16 protein-coding genes are annotated in these 15,026 nt (G+C 65.0%); 4 read left to right on the top strand and 12 right to left on the bottom strand.

The genetic code is table 11. The features are described 5' to 3' along the window. Together BRAS3843_RS33530 and gloB are read right to left on the bottom strand one after the other, a co-directional pair. A partial coding sequence (locus BRAS3843_RS33530; RefSeq protein WP_035983663.1) for a cupin domain-containing protein occupies window positions 1-175 on the bottom strand: 175 nt, incomplete at its 3' end. Window positions 176-191: 16 nt separating this feature from the next. Beyond that, the gene (gene gloB, locus BRAS3843_RS33525) at window positions 192-959 is read right to left on the bottom strand and encodes a hydroxyacylglutathione hydrolase (RefSeq protein ID WP_008973672.1); all 768 of its coding nucleotides are present in this window, start codon (window positions 957-959) and stop codon (window positions 192-194) included. 150 nt (window positions 960-1,109) lie between these two features. On the opposite strand from gloB, the gene BRAS3843_RS33520 reads away from it, so the two are divergent. Next, window positions 1,110-1,850, top strand: coding sequence for a methyltransferase domain-containing protein (locus tag BRAS3843_RS33520; RefSeq protein ID WP_008973671.1), 741 nt, complete (start codon window positions 1,110-1,112; stop codon window positions 1,848-1,850). A gap of 46 nt (window positions 1,851-1,896) precedes the next feature. On the opposite strand, the gene BRAS3843_RS33515 is transcribed toward BRAS3843_RS33520, so the two are convergent. From BRAS3843_RS33515 to BRAS3843_RS33490, 6 genes are all read right to left on the bottom strand, one after another. Continuing rightward, window positions 1,897-2,226 carry a multidrug efflux SMR transporter gene (locus tag BRAS3843_RS33515; RefSeq protein ID WP_008973670.1) on the bottom strand — a complete coding sequence of 110 codons (330 nt, stop codon included), beginning with the start codon at window positions 2,224-2,226 and terminating at the stop codon, window positions 1,897-1,899. A 133-nt stretch (window positions 2,227-2,359) separates the two neighbouring features. After that, window positions 2,360-3,226, bottom strand: a complete 867-nt coding sequence (locus tag BRAS3843_RS33510) for a DUF4167 domain-containing protein (protein WP_035983661.1) — start codon at window positions 3,224-3,226, stop codon at window positions 2,360-2,362. A gap of 554 nt (window positions 3,227-3,780) precedes the next feature. Beyond that, a complete protein-coding gene (gene prmC, locus BRAS3843_RS33505) occupies window positions 3,781-4,665 on the bottom strand; it encodes a peptide chain release factor N(5)-glutamine methyltransferase (RefSeq protein ID WP_008973667.1) in 885 nt (294 codons plus the stop codon). 208 nt (window positions 4,666-4,873) lie between these two features. Next, complete coding sequence (gene prfA / locus BRAS3843_RS33500) at window positions 4,874-5,959, bottom strand: peptide chain release factor 1 (protein WP_008973666.1); 1,086 nt, start codon at window positions 5,957-5,959, stop codon at window positions 4,874-4,876. A gap of 64 nt (window positions 5,960-6,023) precedes the next feature. After that, on the bottom strand, window positions 6,024-8,291 hold the full coding sequence (gene ptsP / locus BRAS3843_RS33495; RefSeq protein ID WP_008973665.1) for a phosphoenolpyruvate--protein phosphotransferase: 2,268 nt from the start codon (window positions 8,289-8,291) through the stop codon (window positions 6,024-6,026). 312 nt (window positions 8,292-8,603) lie between these two features. Continuing rightward, a complete protein-coding gene (locus tag BRAS3843_RS33490; protein WP_008973664.1) occupies window positions 8,604-9,860 on the bottom strand; it encodes an aspartate kinase in 1,257 nt (418 codons plus the stop codon). Between the two features lie 173 nt (window positions 9,861-10,033). Here BRAS3843_RS33490 and BRAS3843_RS33485 point away from each other — a divergent pair, with 173 nt between their 5' ends. The 3 genes from BRAS3843_RS33485 (at window position 10,034) to BRAS3843_RS33475 (ending at window position 12,411) form a co-directional block, all read left to right on the top strand. Further along, entirely contained in the window at window positions 10,034-10,501 is a 468-nt protein-coding gene (locus BRAS3843_RS33485) for a PH domain-containing protein (protein ID WP_008973663.1), read from the top strand. Window positions 10,502-10,519: 18 nt separating this feature from the next. Beyond that, on the top strand, window positions 10,520-11,290 hold the full coding sequence (ubiG, locus tag BRAS3843_RS33480) for a bifunctional 2-polyprenyl-6-hydroxyphenol methylase/3-demethylubiquinol 3-O-methyltransferase UbiG (RefSeq protein WP_008973662.1): 771 nt from the start codon (window positions 10,520-10,522) through the stop codon (window positions 11,288-11,290). A gap of 221 nt (window positions 11,291-11,511) precedes the next feature. Then, on the top strand, window positions 11,512-12,411 hold the full coding sequence (locus BRAS3843_RS33475) for a DMT family transporter (RefSeq protein WP_008973661.1): 900 nt from the start codon (window positions 11,512-11,514) through the stop codon (window positions 12,409-12,411). 54 nt (window positions 12,412-12,465) lie between these two features. Here the strand turns inward: BRAS3843_RS33475 and BRAS3843_RS33470 are convergent, their stop codons facing one another. From BRAS3843_RS33470 to BRAS3843_RS33455, 4 genes are read right to left on the bottom strand one after another with little or no spacing between them, the layout of a single operon-like run. Beyond that, window positions 12,466-12,957 carry a DUF1178 family protein gene (locus tag BRAS3843_RS33470; protein ID WP_008973660.1) on the bottom strand — a complete coding sequence of 164 codons (492 nt, stop codon included), beginning with the start codon at window positions 12,955-12,957 and terminating at the stop codon, window positions 12,466-12,468. Continuing rightward, window positions 12,954-13,832 carry a carbon-nitrogen hydrolase family protein gene (locus BRAS3843_RS33465; RefSeq protein ID WP_008973659.1) on the bottom strand — a complete coding sequence of 293 codons (879 nt, stop codon included), beginning with the start codon at window positions 13,830-13,832 and terminating at the stop codon, window positions 12,954-12,956. The genes BRAS3843_RS33470 and BRAS3843_RS33465 overlap by 4 nt, the downstream gene beginning before the upstream one ends. After that, window positions 13,829-14,104, bottom strand: coding sequence for a glutaredoxin 3 (gene grxC, locus BRAS3843_RS33460; protein ID WP_008973658.1), 276 nt, complete (start codon window positions 14,102-14,104; stop codon window positions 13,829-13,831). The genes BRAS3843_RS33465 and grxC overlap by 4 nt, the downstream gene beginning before the upstream one ends. A 34-nt stretch (window positions 14,105-14,138) precedes the next feature. Beyond that, complete coding sequence (locus BRAS3843_RS33455) at window positions 14,139-14,948, bottom strand: ComF family protein (RefSeq protein ID WP_008973657.1); 810 nt, start codon at window positions 14,946-14,948, stop codon at window positions 14,139-14,141. Window positions 14,949-15,026 lie beyond the last annotated feature (78 nt).

The raw sequence follows: 15,026 nt of genomic DNA, 5'->3' as shown, positions 1-15,026 counted from the left end.
CCCGATGCCAATGCGAGCGCTCATCGCGCGCCAGCAGGAAGTAGATCAAGGTCGAGGCCGCGCGTCCGCTCGCATCGACCTTGGTGTCTCGAAACGTCTGGTGATAGTGCCCGCCTTCGGGATGGGGTTTGAGCCCGAGCTGGGCGATGATCTCGGCGGCTGTCAGCGTGCTCATGATCGCGGCCGGCTCGTTAGGATTTGTTCTTGCGTTCGCGCAGCTCGCCGAACACTTCCTCCGCGCTTGCGCCCTTCATGCGCAGCTTGATCGCGACCGCGGGATCGTCGGCACGCAGGAACACGTTGGCCTTTTTCTCCTCGCCGAGCAGCGCTGGAATGGTCGGCCGGTTGGCGGCGCGAAGCCGGGTGACCTCCTCGGCGCGCGCCTTCAGCGCCTCGTTATCGGAATCGACGGTGAGCGCGAATTTCACATTGGAGGCGGTGTATTCGTGGCCGCAATAGAGCTTGAAGTCGTCGGGCAGGGCGCGCAGCTTCAACAGCGAGTCCCACATCATCGGGTAGGTGCCCTCGAACACCCGCCCGCAGCCGATCGAGAACAGCGTGTCGGCGGCGAACAGCGCCTTCTCCGCATCGAACACGTAGGACACATGGTCCAGCGTGTGACCGGGCGTCTCCAGGACGCGCGCCAGCAGCTCACCGACCTTGACCACGTCACCATGGACGACGCGCTGATCGACATTGGCGATCTTGGCCGTCTTGTCGTGCGGCGCGACCACGCGGCAGCCATAGGCCTGCTTGAGCTCGGCGACACCGCCGACATGGTCGTGATGGTGATGGGTGATCAGGATGTCGGTGAGCCGCCAGCCTTTGGCGTTCAATTCCCGGATGATCGGCGCCGCCTCCGGCGCGTCGATCGATGCGGTGGCGCCGGTCGCGGGGTCGTGGATCAGATAGCCGAAATTGTCGGACAGGCAGGTAAAGACGCTGATGTCGGCGGCCATGTTGTCTCCATCGGCGGGTTGGGCGCGGCGTTATGGTCAGGTGCCAAACGCCTCAACGAGAGATCTTGGCGACAGATATGGCGTCAGCGCTGCCGACGCAACGCAATCTTGGCTGGGCGAAGAGCGCCCGTGCCGTGCTACATTGAAATCATGGATGTCATCGATCTCCGCAACTTCTATTCGCAGCACCTCGGCATCGTGGCGCGGCGTTTGATCAATCGCGGCATCAGGTCGCGCTGGCCAAGCGCAAAAGGCCAGCGCGTGCTCGGCATCGGCTACCCGACGCCCTATCTCGGCCTGTTCCGCGAGGATTCCGAGCGCTGCATCGCCTTCATGCCTGCGGCGCAAGGCGTCCTGAAATGGCCCACTGCGCGGCCGACGCTGGCCTCTCTGGTGGATGAATATGCGCTGCCGCTGCCGGATGCGGCGGTCGATCGTATCCTGCTCGTGCACGCGCTGGAAATGTCGGACGACCCTGCCGGGCTCCTGCGCGAGGTGTGGCGGGTGATGGCGCCATCCGGGCGCATGATCATGGTGATCCCGAACCGCCGCGGCGTTTGGACGCGTACCGACGCCACCCCGTTCGGCCACGGCCGGCCCTATTCGCGCTCGCAGATCACGGAGCTCTTGCGGCAGACCTGGTTCACGCCGACCGGCTGGAGCGAGGCGCTGTTCATGCCGCCGGTGAGCGGGGGCTGGCTCCTGCGTTCGGCCTTGGCCTGGGAGCGGGTCGGAGCGGCACTGTCACTGCCCTTTGCCGGCGTGCTGATCATCGAGGCCACCAAGCAGGTCTACCGGGTCATCCCCGCGCGCCGGCAGCGCATCCGGCTGATCCCAAGGCTCGAGCCGGTGCTGGTGCCCTCGGCGCCGGCCAGCGGCCGCAACGGCTGAGGACAGCGGCTCCGCGCCCGCGCGGGTCTTCCGGGCTATCGCTCGGCTATTGAGCAGTCGCGTTGGAGAACAGGTTCATCACCACTACTCCGGTGACGATGAAGCCCATGCCGATCATGGCCGGCGTATCCAGCCTCTGCCCATGGGACACCCAGGCAAAGAGCGAGATCAGGATGATCCCGACCCCCGACCAGATGGCATAGGCGATGCCGGTCGGGATGCTCTTGAGGCTCAGTGACAGGCAGTAGAATGCGATCGCATAGCCGGCCAGGGTCAGCGCGGTCCAGAGCGGCCGGCTGAAGCCTTCCGACTGTTTCAAGGCGGTGGTGGCCAGAACCTCGGCGAGAATCGCGATCGCGAGCAGCGTGTATTTCATGCGCTCTGCGGTAGCACACGGACTGTGACTGGGTGCTGACATGGATGCCGGGGCCGGCTCTCGAGCGGGCACGCAGGCAACAAAAGGGCGGGCGGATCATCGGATCCACCCGCCCAAGAAACGCTGTGCGAGCCTATTCGCCGGGGTTGAAATCGTCGCTCGGCGCAGGCGCCGGCGCGGCTGCAGCTTCAGCCGAGCGCGGGGCGTGCGGGCGGCGGCGCCGCCGCGGATAGCGCTCGCCACCACCTTCGAAGCCGGCCGGCGCGTTCGAGATCTGCGGCTGCGGGCCGGTGATGAAGGACGGCAGGCGGTCGACGCTGCTGTCGGCGACCACGGGCTGCGGTTGCGGCTGGGGCTGATATTGCGGCTGCGGACGCTCGCGAAACTCGCGCGGCTCCCTGGGCTCGCGATGCTCACGGGGTTCGCGATGCTCCCTCGGCTCGCGATGCTCCCGATGCTCTCTGGGTTCGCGATGTTCCCTCGGCTCGCGCTGGTCGCGCGGCTCTCTGGGTTCACGATGCTCGCGCTGCTCCCGCGGCTGCTGGTCGCGCTGATAGGGCTGGTTGTCCCGCGGCTCCCGATCGCGCTGGCCGCCGTCGCGGTCGCGCATGAAAGGTTGCGGCTGCGGGGCCGGAACGAAGCCCGGTTCCTGGCCGAAGCTCGAGAAGCCATCGCCCTCGTCATCCAGATCGTCCACCGTCAGATCGTCGGTGTGACGCGGCTGCGGCTGGTTCTGGCGGAGCTGCTCCTGGGCGGCGGCGATCAGGCGGAAATAATGTTCGGCGTGCTGATAATAGTTTTCGGCCGCAACGGGGTCGCCGGACGAGCGGGCATCGCGGGCAAGCTGGACGTATTTTTCCGCCACGTGGGAGGCGGTGCCGCGGATCTTGATGTCCGGCCCGTTGGACTCGAACACACGGGTCAGCGGGTTCTGGCCGCGCCGGTTATTATTGTTGTTATTCCGGTTGCGCATCCGCTTGTTGTTTTGACCGTTTCTCATGTCCTGCCTTTATTCCAACCCTGTGTTAGAAGCACTGAAATGCCACTGCGAATTGCGATATTTACGCCAATACAACCTCGCCGGGCTGCACGTGCCAGCCGCGGTCCTGCGCTGCAATCTGACCTGTGTCGACGTGATCGATAGCTGCGATCGACAGCCGAATCTTCGACGGACGATCATCTCGACCGATGTCTCGACAAAGCGCGTTCAACACGCGTTCCCCACCCGCCAGCGGCTATGCCGGCGAACCACGTTTTCAGCCTGCCAAGGCAGCTGTTGCTGCGACAGACCCAGTTTCCTTTGTGTAAGACGTCAAGCGCAAAATCAGGCTTTCGTTCGCTCTGCAGTCGCGAGCCACATAGCCTCATTTCCGGCTATTGCGCTCGTCCGACCTGCGTCTTGGAACCTATCGCCCGGCGCGGCTCGCTTGCGTGGATCCGCGGCGGTCGTCCCATCCGGGACCGCTCTACGGGGGCCTGCGCCGATGCTTTGAGCGGAACGTAGTCGCTCCGCGGCGATATTCCAAGAGGTTTTTACTGGTTAATTCCGCCTTCTCAGGGCTTTTTTCGACCCATCACCGCGCGGGGAATTCCGGCCAGATCGGACCTTGTGGTGGTAGAATCTGCAAGCAAGCCGGCCTTTGTCATCAAGCTTTCAACATCATCGCTTTGGCCGCGGCCGACCTCGACGACCAGCGCGCCTCCCGGTCGGAGCAGATCTGCGGCTTGCGGGACCAGCGCACGATAGGCATCGAGCCCATCGGGCCCGCCATCGAGTGCCCGGTGCGGATCGTGCTCACGCACCTCGAACGCCAAATCGGCAATCTCAGGCCCGCGGATGTAAGGCGGGTTCGATACGATCAAATCGAATGCACCTGCCAGCGCCGAGGCATAGGAGCAGGCGACGAAGCCGGCGCGGCTGGCGAGATCGAGGCGGATCGCGTTGGTCCGTGCCGTCAGCAGCGCGTCCAGGCTGATGTCGGTGCCAACGCCGAACGCATTCGGCAGCTCCGACAACAGCGCGAGCAGAATCGCGCCGGAGCCGGTGCCGAGATCGGCGAGGCGCAACCTCCGCTCCAGATCGCCGCTGGCAGACAAATGCTCCAGCGCGAGCTCGACCACCGTCTCGGTGTCGGGCCGCGGCACCAGCGTTTCGGCAGAGAGCGTGAGCGGCAGTCCCCAAAACTCCTTCCAACCCAGGATACGCGCGACCGGCTCGCCCGCAAGCCTGCGTTGCGCCAACGGTTCGATCCGGCTGGCTTCGTCCGTACCGAGCGGCCGCATGCCTTGAGTAACCAGCGCGGTGAGATCGAGGTTCAGCGCAGCGCCGACCAACTGCCGCGCATCGAGCTCGGGAGAGTCGAGACCAGCCGCCGCAAAGCGCGCCGCGAGGGTTCGGCGGATCGAGTCGATGGTGTGGCCGCCCGCAGCTTCGCTCACGCGGCGATATCCCCTCGCGAGATATTCTCGGTGTCGTCCCCGCGAAAGCGGGGACCCATAGCCACCGTCGACGGATGGGAAGCGAGGACGCCGCTCCATCGCCGTGCGAACCACAATCGCCTGTGGTTATGGGTCCCGGCGTTCGCCGGGACGACACTTTTAGTGTTGCTGCACGCTCCCGCTTGACTAAGCCGCGCGCATTGCTGCGTCACGCCGCTGCTCCCTGCGCCGCGAGCTGTGCGGCCTGGTGTTCGGTGGTGAGCGCGTCGATCAGCTCGCCCAGCGCTTCGCCGGCAATGACCTGCGGCAGCTTGTAGAGCGTCAGGTTGATGCGGTGGTCGGTAACGCGCCCTTGCGGGAAGTTGTAGGTCCGGATCCGCTCGGAGCGGTCGCCGGAGCCGACCTTTTCCTTGCGGTCGGCCGAGCGCGCGGCGTCGACCTTCTGCCGCTCGGCATCGTAGATGCGCGAGCGCAGGATATTCATCGCGGAGGCGCGGTTCTTGTGCTGCGAGCGGCTGTCCTGCATCATCACCACGATGCCGGTCGGAAGATGGGTGATGCGGATCGCCGACTCCGTCTTGTTGACGTGCTGGCCGCCGGCGCCTTGCGCGCGCATGGTCTCGATGCGCAGATCCTCGTTCTTGATGTCGACGTCGACATCCTCGACCTCGGGCAGCACGGCGACCGTCGCCGCGGAAGTGTGGATGCGCCCCTGCGTCTCAGTGTCGGGCACACGCTGCACCCGATGCACGCCCGATTCGAATTTCAGTTTCGCAAACGCGCCGCGGCCCTGCACCTCCGCGATGATTTCCTTGTAGCCGCCGACGGTGCCTTCGGAGGCCGAGATCACCTCGACCTTCCAGCCCTGCAGCGAAGCGAAACGCTCATACATCCGGAACAGGTCGCCGGCGAACAGCGAGGCCTCGTCGCCGCCGGTGCCGGCGCGGATTTCCAGCACCACGTTGCGGTCGTCCATCGCGTCCTTCGGCAACAGCGCCAGGCGAATCTTCTGCTCGAGCTCGGCGCGGCGTTCGACCAGCTCCTCGCGCTCGGCTTCCGCCATCGTCCGCATCTCGGCGTCGGTTGCGGAATCGGCGATTAGCGTCTCGGCGTCGGCGAGCTCCTTGACCGCGGCACGGTAGGCCTTCACCGCATCGATCACGGGATTGAGTTCGGCGAGTTCGCGGGTGATCTGGACGTATTTGTCGGAATTGACCTGACCCAGCAGCTCCGCTTCGAGAGAAGCGTGATGTGCCAGCAGGACGTCCAGTTTGGCTTCGGGCAGCGACGACATGATTCTTCTTGTCTCAGGAATAAATGGATTCGGGGCAATGACGCGGAAGCGCTGACGAGCGCCGCTACAAAGCCAGGCCTTCGGCCTCGGCGAACTCGGTCAGCTTCTGCCGGATCGACATGCTGCCGGCGGGAGCGGCGAGCAGCCTATCCATCATCGCCTCGGCCTTGCGGGCGTCGAGCTCGAGGATCATCGCCTTTACGGGGCCGTGCCCGGTCGCCGACAACGACAGCGAGCGGTAGCCGAGCGCAATCAGAGCCAAGGCGCCGATCGGCTTCGACGCCATTTCGCCGCACAGCGAAACCGATTTCTTGGCGATCTGCGATTTGCGCACGATGTCGCGCAGCGCCCGCAGGATCGGAGCAGACAGCGTATCAAAGCGTTCGGAGACCTTGGCATTGCCGCGGTCGACCGCGAACAGGAACTGGAACAGGTCGTTGGAGCCCACCGAGATGAAGTCGACCTTGGTGAGCAGCTCATCGAGCTGATAGAGCAGCGCAGGGACTTCGAGCATGGTGCCGACGTCGATGCGCTCGGGCAGCGTATGGCCGTGCTGGCGCAAATAGGTCAGCTCGCGCTCGACGATGGCCTTGGCGGCGTCGAACTCCGGGACCTCCGAGATCATCGGGAACATGATGCGCAGCGCACGGCCGCCGCCGGCGCGCAACAGGGCCCGAATCTGGCCGCGTAGAAGGCCCGGACGATCGAGCCCGAGGCGGATCGCGCGCCAGCCGAGCGCGGGATTTTCCTCGATCACGGTCTCCATATAGGGAAGGGCCTTGTCGCCGCCAATATCGAGCGTGCGGAAGGTGACCGGCTTCTGGCCGGCGGCATCGAGCACGGTGCGATAGAGTGCGAGCTGATCGCTCGAGCGCGGCAGATTGGCCGAGACCATGAACTGCAGCTCGGTCCGGAACAGGCCGATGCCGGCGCTGCCGGTGTCGTCGATATGCGGCAGGTCGATCACCAGGCCGGCATTGATCATCAATTCGACTGGCTGGCCGTCCTTGGTGACGCAAGGCTTGTTGCGCAGCTCGAGATATTGCGCCTGGCGGCGGGCGCGGAAGCGCACCCGCTCGGCATAGGCGGCTTCGATCTCGTTGGAGGGGCGCACATAGATCGAGCCGGAGGTGCCGTCGACGATGATCGCGTCGCCGGGATCGGCGATGCCGGGCGCGTTCGGCACCTCGCCGACGGCGGGAATGCCGAGCGCGCGTGCCACGATGGCGACGTGCGAATTGGCTGTGCCTTCCTCCAGCACCAGGCCGCGCAGCCGCTTGCGATCGTAATCGAGCAGTGCGGCCGGGCCCATCGCACGCGCGATCAGGATGGCATTGTCAGGCATCTGCTCGCGCGAGGGCGCGTGGTCGCGGCCGACCAGCTGGCGCAAGAGCCGGTAACCGAGGTCCTCGAGGTCGTGCAGGCGCTCGCGCAGATAGGGATCGGTCGAACGCAGCATGCGGGCGCGGGTGTCGGACTGCACGCGTTCGACTGCGGCCTCGGCCGTCAGGCCCGTGGCCACGGCTTCATGCAGCTTGTGCGACCAGCCCTGGTCGTTGGCGAACATGCGGTAGGCTTCGAGCACGTCGCGGTGCTCGCCGCTGTCGGCGACGTCGCCGCGCTCCAGCATGCGGTCGAGGTCGGCGCGCAGCATGACGAGCGCCGCATCCAGCCGCTTGATCTCCTTCGGCAGGTCCTCGGCGATGTAGTTGTTCACCACCACGCGCGGCTCATGCAGCACCACATGGCCGAGCGCGATGCCGTCGGACAGCACGGTGCCGGACTTGTGAATCGAATGGCGGACGGCGGGCTCGGCGCCGGGCTGCGCCAGCGCGGCGAGCTCGCCGGAGGCGATCATCTCGGCGAGCACCATCGCGGTGGTCTGCAGCGCCTCGACCTCTTCCTCGACATAGGTGCGCTTGGCGCGGTTCTGCACCACCAGGACGCCGAGCGTGTTGCCGGCGCGCAGGATCGGCACGCCGAGGAAGGAGTGGTAGATTTCTTCGCCGGTCTCCGGGCGGTAGGAGAACGCCGGGTGGCTCTGTGCGTCGCTCAGGTTGAGCGGCGTGGCCTCGCTGGCGACGAGGCCGACCAGGCCCTCATGCGCGCTCAGCACGGTCATGTGCACGGCGTCGCGGTTCAGACCTTCGGTGGCGTACAGCTCGAGCGTGTTGTCGACGCGCAGCACGTAGACCGAGCAGACCTCGGCCACCATGTTGGCCGCGATCAGCACCACGATCTTGTCCAGGCGCTCCTGTGCCGAGACCTGCTCCGCCATGGTCTCGCGAAGCCGTCTCAGTAAGACGCGGGGGCCTCCCGACGTGCTTCGCATGTGGCACAATCCCCCTTCCTGGGACCAGTCCGGTGGTCAGCCGGAATCTGGTGCTAAGCTTCCGAAATACAACAGCTTTCGTGATGCGACGCCGTCGTAGGCTTCATCCGCCGCCCGAATCGGGACAGCCCTCGCCGGGGGCGCAATTGCAGCGCTTGTTCTGCGTGGCCGTATAGCGAATTGGAGCTTGTTTTGCCAAGCAAAACGCCTGCCAGCATCGGCAGCATCAACGGCTTTCGGACCGCTTGCAACACGTTTCCATGTCCCGCCTTGTTGCAAAGCGGGACATGGCGTGACAGGGGGAAATTTCTTCTAGACCTGATCCAGCCCGTAGAGCGTATGCAGCGTGCGGACGGCAAGCTCGGTATAGGCGGCGTCGATCAGGACGGAGAATTTGATCTCGGAGGTTGTAATGGCGCGAATGTTGATGTTGCGGCCCGCCAGGGCGGCAAAAGCCTGCGCAGCCACGCCGGCATGGCTGCGCATCCCGCTCCCGATCACCGATACCTTGGCGACGTCGGTGGCGGTATCGAGGCGCTGATAGCCGATCTTGTCCTTGGCCGCGGAGATCGTTTCGCGCGCCCGCTTATAGTCGGTGGCCGGCACCGTGAAGGTGAGGTCGGTTGTCTTGCCGTCCTCGGACACGTTCTGCACGATCATGTCGACATTGATGTTGGCGTCGGCAAGCGGGCCGAAGATCGAGGCAGCGATGCCAGGCTTGTCCTCGATCTGACGCACCGAGATCTGGGCCTCGTCCTTGGAGAAGGCGATGCCGGTGACAACGTGATTTTCCATGATTTGCTCCTCGCTGCAGATCAGCGTGCCCGGCGGCTGGTTGGCATGGGGATCGATGTCCTCGGGCTTGTCGAAGCTGGAACGGACGAAGATTGGCATGTTGTGCACCATGCCGAGTTCCACCGACCTCACCTGCAACACCTTGGCGCCTTGCGAGGCCAGTTCCAGCATGTCCTCGAAGGCGATCTTGTCGAGCCGCTTCGCCTTGGGAACGACGCGCGGGTCGGTGGTATAGACGCCATCGACGTCGGTGTAGATGTCGCAGCGGTCGGCCTTGATGGCGGCCGCGATCGCCACCGCTGAGGTGTCGGAGCCGCCGCGGCCGAGGGTGGTGATTCGATTGGTCTCGGGGTTGACGCCCTGGAAGCCGGCGATGACCGCGACCTCCTTGCGGTCCTTGAACCGCTGGATCAACTCGGAGCCGTCGATCTCCATGATGCGAGCGGAGGCATGGGCATCGCTGGTCCTGATCGGGATTTGCCAGCCCTGCCACGAGCGGGCCTGGATACCCATGCCCTGCAGCACGATCGCCAGCAGGCCGGAGGTGACCTGCTCGCCCGACGCCACCACGGCGTCATATTCACGCGCATCATGCATTGGCGAAGCCTCGGTGCACCACGCGACCAGTTCGTTGGTCTTGCCGGCCATCGCGGAGACGACCACAGCAACTTCGTGGCCAGCGTCGACCTCGCGCTTCACGTGGCGCGCGACATTGCGGATACGGTCGATATTGGCGACGGACGTGCCGCCGAATTTCAGCACGAGGCGACTCATGACGGCGCGCTCATTTCCCTCAGGGAGAATAAGGTGGTAGGCCGGCGCGAAACTTCAGGCGCGCCAGCCGAAAGGCGCGTATACAGAGCGGCGCGGCCGGGGGCAAGCAGGTTCCTGGATCGAGGCTTTTTGGCTGTTCCGCCGGGGCCAGTGGTGAGGTAGAGGCGAGGGTAATGGGGCGTTATATCGACGAGATTTTGCAGCCTGGCGAGAAGGTGCTGTATTCGACCAACGCGCATTGGATGTTTTATCTACCCGCAATCGGTGCCTGGATCGTGGTGTTCGCGCTTCTCATCCTGTCTCAACTCACCGCCGTCTACAATCTTCAGATGATATGCCTTGCCGCCGCGGCCGTGATCGCAGTCGCTGCGCTGTATTGGACCGTCAGGGCCTGGTTCCACCGCCTGACCACCGAGACCGACGTGACCAACAAGCGTGTCGTGCACAAGACCGGCTTCATTCAGCGACGGACCTTCGAGATCGCGCTGGACAAGGTGGAAAGCGTCGACGTCAACCAGACCATCATGGGACGCATCCTCAACTATGGCGACGTCACCATCATGGGGGTCGGCGAGGGCAGGGAAACAATAGCGACCATTGCCGCGCCGCTGGCGTTCCGCAACGCGATCACCGCACGGTAACGGGGAGAGGTTTTGAGCATGGCTATGCCGCAGGACACCTCCTCCAATCCGTCCGCCTCGACCTCGTCGGTGGATCCGGCCGAGATCGCGAAGTTCTCCAAACTGTCGGAGACCTGGTGGGACCCCAAGGGCAAGATGGCGCCCCTGCACAAGATCAATCCGTTGCGGCTTGCCTATATCCGGGACGCCGCCTGCCGGAAGTTCGCGCGCAACGCCAAGAGCCTCAACTGCCTGTCGGGGCTGCGCATGCTCGACATCGGCTGCGGCGCGGGGCTGTTGTGCGAGCCGTTCACGCGGCTCGGCGCCCAGGTGGTCGGCGTCGATCCCTCCGCGAGCAACATCGCGGCCGCGAAACTGCATGCCGAGAAAGGCCATCTTTCGATCGACTATCGCTGCACCACGATCGAGGAAATGGATCCGCGCGAGCGGTTCGACATCGTGCTGGCAATGGAAGTGGTCGAGCACGTCGCCGATGTCAGCGGCTTTCTCGGACGCTGTGCCGCGGTGCTCAAGCCGGGCGGCATGATGGTGGTCTCGACCTTGAACCGCAACTGGAAGAGCTTCGCGCTGGCGATCGTCGGCGCCGAATACGTGCTGCGGTGGCTGCCGCGCGGGACCCATCAGTGGAACAAGTTCGTTACCCCGGACGAACTCACCAAACACCTCCTGGACAACCGCCTCGTCGTCACCGAGCAGAGCGGCGTCATCTACAGCCCCTTCGCCGACCGCTGGAGCCTGTCGTCCGACATGGACGTCAACTACATGATGGTCGCCGAGCAGATGGTGTGAGGCTGGTTTAGCTTACTCTTCGCTCCGGTCTGGCAAATGCTGTTGGGAACGACTCAGCGACCGCACAAATGGTGTCGTCCCTGCGGCGAGTTTCGCGGATTAAATTCGAAGTCGCAATTGCCGTTGGCGCTACCTGCAATCCTGACATGCGGTGTGCCTGTTGACCCCGCGGCACGCGCCCGGCACGGTGAGGCAGTCTTCCCGTTGCCAGCTCCTGTTCCATGCCCTCTCTCGCCACGCTCTGGATTCCCTTCACGCTGATTGCGGCCGCCGGTCAGGTTGCGCGCAATGCCATGCAGCGCTCGCTGACGGCGAAGCTCGGCACCTGGGGCGCCACCAATATCCGTTTCCTGTTCGGATTTCCGTTCTCGCTGCTGTTTCTGGCCGCCGTGCTGCTGACCACCGGCGACCAGCTGCCGTGGCCGCCGCTCGCATTTGGGCCCTGGCTGCTGTTGGGCGCGCTCACGCAGATCCTCGGCACCGGCCTGATGCTGCTCGCCATGACCGATCGATCCTTCGTGGTCACGACGGCCTATCTCAAGACTGAAGCGATTCAGACCGCGATCTTCGGTTTCGTGTTCCTGGGCGATCCGCTGTCTCCGACGAAGCTGGTCGCGATCCTGATCGCCACGGTGGGCGTGGTGATCACCGCGCTGCGCCCGGGCGGCGGGCGGCGCTTTGCCGAATGGAAGCCAACGATCATCGGCCTGGTCGCGGCTGCCTCCTTTGCGCTCTCGGCGGTCGGCTTTCGCGGCGCCATCATCACCGTCGAAGGCGTCTCCTTCGTGACTGCAGCGTCCTACACGCTGGTGTGGGGTCTGTTCGTCCAGACGCTGATCCTGAGCATCTATCTGTTGGTGCGCGCGCCGAAGGTGCTGCGCGGGATCATCGCGCTGTGGCGGCCGTCGATGCTGGCGGGTTTCACCGGCGCGTTCGCCTCGCAATTCTGGTTTCTGGCTTTTGCACTGACCGCGGCCGCCAATGTGCGCACGCTGGCGCTGATCGAGGTGCTGTTCGCGCAAGCCGTGTCGTACTACTCGTTCAAGCAGCCGATCTCGTTGCGCGAGCTGTTTGGCATCCTGCTGATCGTCGCCGGCGTGGCGCTCTTGATCGCGGTGTAACAGGCGTTCCTGACATCTGCGCCTTCCGCGGTCATTGCGACGGGGCGCCGCCCTTCAATTCCGATCTTCCGGCAGCACCGGCAGCGGCGCGACCTCGATGCCTTCCTCGATCAGCTCGCGGGCTTCCTGCGGCGAGGCCTCGCCATAGATCGGGCGGTGTTCGGTCTCGCCATAATGCATCTTGCGCGCTTCGGTCGGGAATTGTTGGCCGACATCATCGGCGTTCTTGACGATGTGGTCGCGCAGCTCCTTCAGCTTGGCGCGCAGCTCGCGCTCCTGCGCCATCATCAGCGAGGTCGGTTGTCCGGGTGGGATGATCTCGGCCGCCGGAGCCGGGGCGGGAGCGGGAAGATTGGCCTCGCGGCCCTTCTTGCTGACGACGCCTTTGACGATCCTTGGCGCCATGATCGCCTTCTCGACCTTGGTCGAGCCGCAGGCCGGGCATTCGACCAGGTTCTTCTTGACCTGCGTCTCGTAGGCCGACGAACTCTGAAACCAGCTTTCGAAGGTGTGGTCGTGTTCGCAGCGCAGGGCGTAGCGGATCATGCCGATCCCCGGACCAGGTGCAGATGATCGGGGCCGGCCTTGGGATCGGCGACGCTGAAGCGGCGGCCGTGCTGCAGCGAGGGGATCGCCTTGCGCGCCGTCTCCACCCGCGACGGATCGATGCGCGCCAGGACCACGCCCGGGTCGACGCCGCCTTCGGCGAGCACCTCGCCCCAGGGATCGACGATCAGCGAATGACCGAAGGTCTCGCGCTTGTTCTCGTGCAGGCCGCATTGAGCGGCCGCAAAGACGAAACAGCCGGTCTCGATGGCGCGGGCCCGCAGCAGCGTGTGCCAATGCGCCTCGCCGGTCTTGCGGGTGAAGGCGGAGGGGACCGAGATGAACGACGCGCCGCTCTCGGCCAGCGCGCGATAGAGGGCCGGAAACCGTACGTCATAGCAGATGGTGAGTCCGATCCGGCCCCAGGGCAGGTCGGAGATGACGGCGGTCTCGCCGGGCTGATAGTTCGACGATTCCCGGTAGCTCTCGCCGCCCGGCAGATCGATATCGAACATATGGATCTTGTCGTAGCTGGCGAGGATGTCGCCCTCCGGCCCGATCAGGAAGGAGCGATTGACCGCCTTCTCATCGGAAAAGCGCAATGCCAGCGAGCCGATGTGAAGGTGGATCTTCAGCTCCTTGGCCAGTGCGCGATACGCCTTCAGCGACGGGTCCGCAGCCTCGGACTTGAGATGTTCGAACAGCGCCGTCCGGTTGAGCTGCATCATGTTGCTCACCTCGGGCGTTTGCACATATTGCGCGCCTTGCGCGGCCGCTTCCCGGATCAGGCGGGTGCCCTGCGCGAGACTCGGCTCCGGCAGAAGCCCGGTGCGCATCTGCACCAGGGCGGCCGTGAAGCTGCGATCCGTGCTCATGATGTCGCCTTCTCCCCTGCCAGCATGGCATCGAGCCTGCCCTCGCGGTCGAGCGCGTAAAGATCGTCGCAACCGCCGATATGCTCCTCGCCAATGAAGATCTGCGGAAAGGTCGAGCCGGGTCCGACCCGATCATACATCTGCTGCCGGAACGAGGGATCCTTGCCCGCGTCGTATTCGGTGAATGCGGCCTTCTTGCGGGTCAACAGCGATTTGGCGGCGGAACAATAGCCGCAGCCCGGACGGGTGTAGATTTCAATGGCAGCGGTCATCTCGCGCTCGATTCTTTCGTTCCAAAGCGCAAGATTATATGGGAGGTCGCGGTGTATCGACAACCCGGGCGAAGACCAGCACACTGACCTCGGCCGCCTTGGCCCTGAGCAGCGCCCGTGCGCAGGCATCGACTGTCGCACCCGTGGTCAGGACGTCGTCGACCAGCACGATCCGCCGTCCCTGCACGTCAGCCAAGCGCTCCGGCGATACCTGGAAGGCGCCCTGCACATTGCTGGCGCGCTGGCTGCGCGAGAGCCCGACCTGCTGCTCGGTCGCGCGCACCCGGCGCAAGAGATCGCTCCTCAGCCTCACGCCACTTTGCCGCGCGACTGATCGCCCGAGCGCGCCGGACTGGTTGTAGCGGCGGCCGAACCCGCGGCGCCAGTGCAGCGGCACCGGCACCAGCGCATCGGCGCCGTCCAGCAGGTCGCGTCCGGCGCGCGCCATCCAGCGGCCCATGATCGGCGCGAGGTCGGTGCGATCCTGATATTTCAGCGCATGGACCAGGATGCGGGCGACGTCGTCATAGCGGACGGCAGCTCGCGCCCGGGCATAGGCCGGCGGGCTCGCGATGGCCTCCATCGAGAGCAGCTCGGGGCCGGGGTCATAGACGAAGGGAATGCCGAGCTTGGGGCAATAGGGGCGTTCGATGAACGACAATTTGCCCCAGCAGGCGGCGCAGACGCCCTCGCCATCGACCGGCTCGCGACAGCAGATGCAAAGCGTCGGCAAGGCGATATCGAGCGCAAGCTTCGCCACACCGGCGCAAGTGCCGCGAATCGCAGCCAAGGCGGCCCGCAGCTTCGGCCTGGCGAAACGGATAGGAGCGGTGACGGCGTCCATGCGTTGACGGTACCGTTACGGCCGCAGGTGCTCAAGCGCCGGATTGCGGAAGCTGCTGCAATCGGCGTAACCACGGGA

The sequence above is a fragment of the Bradyrhizobium sp. STM 3843 genome, from assembly GCF_000239815.1.
Taxonomy (GTDB): Bacteria; Pseudomonadota; Alphaproteobacteria; order Rhizobiales; family Xanthobacteraceae; genus Bradyrhizobium.
Note: the sequence above shows the minus strand (reverse complement) of the source record. Positions and strands in the feature narration are given on the sequence as shown.

Coding starts and splice junctions, on each gene's coding strand:
- gloB (WP_008973672.1), bottom strand. CDS start 959: ATGGCCGCCGACATCAGCGTCTTTACCTGCCTGTCCGACAATTTCGGC.
- BRAS3843_RS33520 (WP_008973671.1), top strand. CDS start 1,110: ATGGATGTCATCGATCTCCGCAACTTCTATTCGCAGCACCTCGGCATC.
- BRAS3843_RS33515 (WP_008973670.1), bottom strand. CDS start 2,226: ATGAAATACACGCTGCTCGCGATCGCGATTCTCGCCGAGGTTCTGGCC.
- BRAS3843_RS33510 (WP_035983661.1), bottom strand. CDS start 3,226: ATGAGAAACGGTCAAAACAACAAGCGGATGCGCAACCGGAATAACAAC.
- prfA (WP_008973666.1), bottom strand. CDS start 5,959: ATGTCGTCGCTGCCCGAAGCCAAACTGGACGTCCTGCTGGCACATCAC.
- ptsP (WP_008973665.1), bottom strand. CDS start 8,291: ATGCGAAGCACGTCGGGAGGCCCCCGCGTCTTACTGAGACGGCTTCGC.
- BRAS3843_RS33490 (WP_008973664.1), bottom strand. CDS start 9,860: ATGAGTCGCCTCGTGCTGAAATTCGGCGGCACGTCCGTCGCCAATATC.
- BRAS3843_RS33485 (WP_008973663.1), top strand. CDS start 10,034: ATGGGGCGTTATATCGACGAGATTTTGCAGCCTGGCGAGAAGGTGCTG.
- ubiG (WP_008973662.1), top strand. CDS start 10,520: ATGGCTATGCCGCAGGACACCTCCTCCAATCCGTCCGCCTCGACCTCG.
- BRAS3843_RS33475 (WP_008973661.1), top strand. CDS start 11,512: ATGCCCTCTCTCGCCACGCTCTGGATTCCCTTCACGCTGATTGCGGCC.
- BRAS3843_RS33470 (WP_008973660.1), bottom strand. CDS start 12,957: ATGATCCGCTACGCCCTGCGCTGCGAACACGACCACACCTTCGAAAGC.
- BRAS3843_RS33465 (WP_008973659.1), bottom strand. CDS start 13,832: ATGAGCACGGATCGCAGCTTCACGGCCGCCCTGGTGCAGATGCGCACC.
- grxC (WP_008973658.1), bottom strand. CDS start 14,104: ATGACCGCTGCCATTGAAATCTACACCCGTCCGGGCTGCGGCTATTGT.
- BRAS3843_RS33455 (WP_008973657.1), bottom strand. CDS start 14,948: ATGGACGCCGTCACCGCTCCTATCCGTTTCGCCAGGCCGAAGCTGCGG.